This window comes from Marivita sp. (assembly GCF_020055635.1).
GTDB lineage: Bacteria > Pseudomonadota > Alphaproteobacteria > Rhodobacterales > Rhodobacteraceae > Marivita.
This window is the reverse complement of the sequence record NZ_JAIPUT010000128.1, coordinates 1-4,961: the sequence shown is the minus strand read 5'-3', so window position 1 is coordinate 4,961 and position 4,961 is coordinate 1. Positions and strand designations below refer to the sequence as shown.

The 4,961-nt window shown below is 57.5% G+C and carries 6 protein-coding genes and 2 pseudogenes; 5 read left to right on the top strand and 3 right to left on the bottom strand.

Annotated elements, in window-relative coordinates; genetic code table 11:
- Positions 1-245 (top strand): annotated as a pseudogene (locus tag LCF60_RS23475) (IS630 family transposase); the annotation flags it as partial.
- Between the two features lie 43 nt (positions 246-288).
- Here LCF60_RS23475 and LCF60_RS23470 read toward each other — a convergent pair.
- Positions 289-630 (bottom strand): hypothetical protein, encoded by a 342-nt coding sequence (locus tag LCF60_RS23470; RefSeq protein ID WP_292294957.1) that lies wholly within the window; start codon positions 628-630, stop codon positions 289-291.
- A gap of 66 nt (positions 631-696) precedes the next feature.
- On the opposite strand from LCF60_RS23470, the gene LCF60_RS23465 reads away from it, so the two are divergent.
- Complete coding sequence (locus LCF60_RS23465) at positions 697-1,125, top strand: helix-turn-helix domain-containing protein (protein ID WP_292294956.1); 429 nt, start codon at positions 697-699, stop codon at positions 1,123-1,125.
- Positions 1,126-1,329: 204 nt separating this feature from the next.
- Here the strand turns inward: LCF60_RS23465 and LCF60_RS23460 are convergent, their stop codons facing one another.
- Positions 1,330-2,346, bottom strand: coding sequence for an IS110 family transposase (locus LCF60_RS23460; RefSeq protein ID WP_292294955.1), 1,017 nt, complete (start codon positions 2,344-2,346; stop codon positions 1,330-1,332).
- Positions 2,347-2,425: 79 nt separating this feature from the next.
- The gene (locus tag LCF60_RS23455) at positions 2,426-2,716 is read right to left on the bottom strand and encodes a hypothetical protein (RefSeq protein WP_292294954.1); all 291 of its coding nucleotides are present in this window, start codon (positions 2,714-2,716) and stop codon (positions 2,426-2,428) included.
- Here LCF60_RS23455 and LCF60_RS24700 point away from each other — a divergent pair.
- The 3 genes and pseudogenes from LCF60_RS24700 to LCF60_RS23445 form a co-directional block, all read left to right on the top strand.
- Positions 2,702-2,773, top strand: a pseudogene (locus LCF60_RS24700) (hypothetical protein); the annotation flags it as partial. The gene LCF60_RS23455 and the pseudogene LCF60_RS24700 sit on opposite strands and share 15 nt — an antisense overlap.
- A gap of 206 nt (positions 2,774-2,979) precedes the next feature.
- On the top strand, positions 2,980-3,381 hold the full coding sequence (locus tag LCF60_RS23450) for a hypothetical protein (RefSeq protein WP_292294953.1): 402 nt from the start codon (positions 2,980-2,982) through the stop codon (positions 3,379-3,381).
- Between the two features lie 585 nt (positions 3,382-3,966).
- The gene (locus LCF60_RS23445; protein ID WP_292294952.1) at positions 3,967-4,743 is read left to right on the top strand and encodes a hypothetical protein; all 777 of its coding nucleotides are present in this window, start codon (positions 3,967-3,969) and stop codon (positions 4,741-4,743) included.
- The last annotated feature ends 218 nt before the right edge of the window (positions 4,744-4,961 follow it).

Here is a 4,961-nt window from a genome sequence, read left to right as displayed (position 1 = left end):
CGTTCCACTTCACGCCCACCTCAACCTCCTGGGCCAACGCCGTCGAAGGCTTCTTCGCCAAACTCTCCAGGCGACGCCTCAAACGTGGCGTCTTTCATTTCCTCGTCGACCTCCAGGCCGCCATCAATCGCTTCATCGACGAGCACAACAGGACCGAGGCCAAGCCCTTCATCGGGAGAGCCGACCCAGGCTGCATCATCGCAGCCCGAAAACGCGGGTTCCAAACGTTGGAGTCAATCCACTAGAGCAACATGGTTCCGCTTAATCACAACATTTTTCATGATACCTTTAAATGGTGAAATTCTGTTCGGCAAATCTCAGAACCTCTGCACACCTATCACGTATATCCATATTCAGGTGATTCTTGTGTGCGGAGTTCGCTTTAATCTTATCAACGAACAGCTGCACGACGTTTTCATCGTTGCTTTCAATCATCAAATAAAGGAATGGAACATAGCCTACCAATAAGAATTCCTTTTTAAATGCTTGCTCAATAATATTCTTTGTTATTTCGATTTCATGTTTTGATGACCTCAAGAAACGCTCCATTTCCCGAATGCTATCATTTGAATGAAAAACAATTTCACCAATAAATTTCGCATTCTCAAACCCCCTTTGGCGCATCAGCACTAGAGCAATTTCTGGTCAGTGCGAGTCGTTGAAGGGATTCACAGGAGCGGCAAATCATGATTCATCATGCTGGCTGGAGGAGGAGGCCAGCAAGGCGTGGTATCAGCCCTCTCGAGAGATTTGCGCACCCGGGTAATCAAGGCGGTGGAAGAGGACGGCATGTCCCGGCGTCAGGCCGCCATCGGCTTCGGTGTCAGTGTGGCAACTGCAGTCCGCTGGCTGGTTGAGTGGCGGCAGGGAGGCCGGGACTGTGCCAAGCCGATGGGGGGAGACCGGCATTCCCATCGGATTGAACGGCACGCAGACTTCCTGTTGGCAGAGGTCGATCGCCAGGATGACATCACGCTTGCTGAACTTCAGCAGAAGCTCTGGGACAAACGCGGCGTCCGCGTTGCGATCAGCACGATCTGGCGGCTCTTCGACCGGCGGCGCCTCAACAGCTGGACAGCTTCTTTAATCAGTCAAGCAGGCTGGTTGGCCAAGCGGCGTTGGTAGCGGGTTCGGTTCCATGCTTCTTTTCGCAGTCGCCGGTTGTGGCGCTGCAGGCTGAGAGAGACGATGGTGGAAGCGGGAAGCTGCAAGCTCCGGAACGTCATTTGATTGACAAGGCGTCCATCGCAGTCATCCCCGTCCACACGTTCCCGCATCTCACCGCGCGGGGCCGTGACCTTGGTGTCTTGTTACATTTGCCAGGCAATTCTACAGAGGTTTGGCCAGCGAAAACGCTTGTCCGCTGATCCACATGGCGTGCATCACGCCGGCCAATCGGCGCGCCAGAGCGACCTTGGCCTTGCGCATGCCTCGCCGCTGTGCAACGCCAAGTGCCCAAGACTTCAGCCAATTGTCGCCTTTGACACGGGTCAGCATCACATTGGCGGCCTCGTAAAGCAGCCATCGGGTCCCGTCCCCGCATTTGGCGATCCGACCGATATGCTCGCTCTCCCCCGAGGCATAGACCCTTGGAGTGAGCCCGAGTACAGCACCGACCAATCTTGATTTTGCAAACCTTTCCGGCAGATCTATGCCGGTGCGAAAGGCCAGAGCGGTGACAGCACCGACACCGGGAACAGTCATCAGCAGTCGGCAGACCGCGTCTTCTCTGGCAGCGGCCAGTACCATCCGATCGAGTTCGGCCAGAACCGCCAGCCCCTGTTCGTAAGCAACCAGCAGCGGTTCGGTCACAGTGAGCAAGCTCGGATCGGCAACTGCTTCGCGAACCCGCCGGGCGTAGGGCGTGTTTTTGCCGCCGCCAGTGCGGATGCCAAAGGCTTTCAACGTTCCGCGCACCGTGTTGATCAGATCCTTGTTGCGCCGCATTACCGCTTGGCGATGGCGAAGGAGCAAACGAAGGCGTTGGCTCTCGTCCGTCTTGACATGGGTTGCCTTGAATAAGCCGGTGCGCATGGCTTGAGCGATCAACCGTGCGTCGCGCTTGTCGGTTTTGACCGGCGAGGCTTTGGCAAAGGCCTTCATTTGGCGGACCTCGATGCAAACGACCGGTAGCCCTTGCCCGCTCAACCCAGCAAACAGCCATGGCGCCATCGGTCCTGCTTCCAAGCCGATACGTTCGATTATGCCTTGAACCTTTGCCAGACTGCCGGCGATCGCGTCCGGTTCGCTGTCAACCTGGCGTTCCGCCACGATCTCGCCGCTTTCGTTCAGGATGCAAACCGCCGTCCGAACCAAGGAAACGTCCAGTCCAACGTAGAGCTTCATCGCCATTCTCCTTCGATTGCGAGGCTGCAGTGACCCGTCAATTTCGACGATTCACTTGGGGCACTGGCAATCGATTAACTCAGCTCCGGAAACTGGACTCCGGAAACTGGACTCCAGGCAAATCTTGTGACTCGATGAGGCAGGCGTTGCGAGGAGCGTAGGGATGGCCCATCAACCAGGCTTTTGGGATGTCGAGTACCGCCTGCAGGAACTCTCCAGGCAAGGCGATCCCTTGGAGAAGCTCGCGGCAACGGTCGATTTCGAGCTCTTTCGCCCGACGCTCCGGCTGGCTCAGCAGCGTCGCACCATCGGCAAAGGCGGCCGTCCGCCCTTCGATCCGGTCTTGAAGTTCAAGATGTTGGTCTTGCAATCCATGCACGGGCTCCCGCTCGAGCAGACCGAGTTCATGGTCCGGGACCGGCTCAGCTGGATGCGGTTCTGGGGCCTCGGGCCGGGCGACCGGGTGCCGGACGCCAACACGCTCTGGGCTGAGGCGGATCAGAAAACCATCCGGGGGATGGTTTTCCCGCCGAAGCGGGAGGCCCTGATCCGGACCAAGACGCTGGACCGGTTGTTCGCACGCCTGGACGAAGCCATCACCGCGGCGGGCTATCTCGCCATGGCTATCTCGCCATGTCGGGCCAGATCGTGGACGCCACGCTGGTGGCAGCGCCGCGCCAGCGCAACACCGAACCCGAGAAGGCGGACATCAAAGCCGGCAAGAGCGCTGCGCAGATCTGGACGGACAAGCCCGCCAGGGCGGCACAGAAAGATACGCAGGCGCGCTGGACCGTGAAGTTCAGCAAAGCCAAACCGGCCGGAGACGGCCGCAAGCCGGTCGACATCGCGATCCCGGTGTTCGGCTACAAACTCCATATCTCGATCGACCGGCGCCACGGCGTGATCCGCCGGCGCAAGCTCACGGATGCAGCCGCCCACGACGGCGCCAGGCCGCGCGACGGGCTGATCGATCCGAGCAACACGGCCGCTGGCGGTGGCTTGACGGGCGACATGCGTCTGCATGAGCGAAGATGACGACGAAGGCACCCTCAGTGCTCTGCCGAAAGGCTTCGTAGCGCCGCCATGGGCGCCTCCTGAAAGTCAAATTCGACCACAACCAGTGCCGACCAGCCCAAAGTGCCGGTTTCCGGAGCTGTCCAAGTTATCCCGCGGCGCTCGAGCGATTGAACATCATGATTCGATCAGATTCCTTCGTGGCTTTTGAGAGACGCACCATATCGTAGTCGAATTGAAATGCAAAAGCCTACCCCAGTATCATTTTGCATGTGTTAAAGATGGTTGGCTCGCTGAAGCCGCGAATATCAGAGCAAGCATTTGCGCCATTTTAATGCAATCAAGCTTGTTGAAAAAGGGACTAGTACCGCAATTTAATTGAAGAGCCGCACGCCGGACCATACGATAATAAAAGATGCATACATATAGCTGTCATCAAGAGACACAAGGTGTACATGTGTCGATATGCATCATTTTCGGGGCGGTTAGATGGACCGCCAAAGCCGGGGAGCGTGCTATCGCACTGATTGAGGGAAGTAAGACTAGGCGGGAATTGGAGCGATCTGGCTGCGCGCGACTCCTAAACATTCGAAGGAGAACGCAGAAATGGTTGCAGTAAACAATTTGCTCGGCACTTCAAGTGACGACTTTTTGCTCGGCACCGTGAGCAAAGACCACATCTTTGGCTTTGAGGGCAATGATGTCCTCGTGGCTAAAGACGGTCACGATCTGCTGCGGGGCGGTGACGGGTCCGACAATATCTTCGGCAGTTTCGGCTGGGATTTCATGCTCGGCGGCGACGGCTTTGACTATATGGAGGGTGGGGCCGGCAACGACACGATGTATGGCGACAGCTACAGCGAAGGCAATGGCATTTCCTTGGCGGAGGCCGCCAACAATGCCGACACGATGTATGGTGGCGAGGGCGATGATTTCATGAGCGGGGGCGAGGGTGATGATGTCATGCTCGGCCAGGACGATGATGACGTCATGCTCGGCGGAGCTGGTGACGACCGGGTTTACGGTGATGGCTACGGCGGCGGAGGCGGTGGCGCCGACGGCGGCAATGATCTTCTCGACGGGGGCGGGGGTAGCGACCTGCTTCAGGGTGGCGCCGGTGATGACACGTTGATTTACCGGCAGTTCAATAACGACACGTCCTCTGACATGTACAGAGGCGGCGCCGATGACGATCTGCTGCAGTTGTATTTCACTTCGGAGGAGGTGGACCGTCTTGGCAGCAACCTGACCGATGACCTCGACGCCTTCGACAACTTCCTCCTGGCAACCGGCGGTGACGGGACCTTTTCCTTCTCGTCAATCGGGCTGCAAGTTGAGAACATCGAGGACTATGACGTCTATGTCGATGGCCTGCTAGCTTAAGGCAATTACCTCTGTTCCGTCAGTCCTCCGGCACCGCTTGAAGATTTGCGGTGCCGGAGCCAAAGCCGGTTCAAAGGACGTATCCAACTTTATGTTAAATCGCTGTGCGATCGGGCGGCGCGCCGGTCGCAAATCGACCTGAATGCAGACAGGTCCACCTAGAGCGGTTTCGCATCTGAAAGAGTCGTTTGGGGATTCCCGTGACATCGAATTTCTGA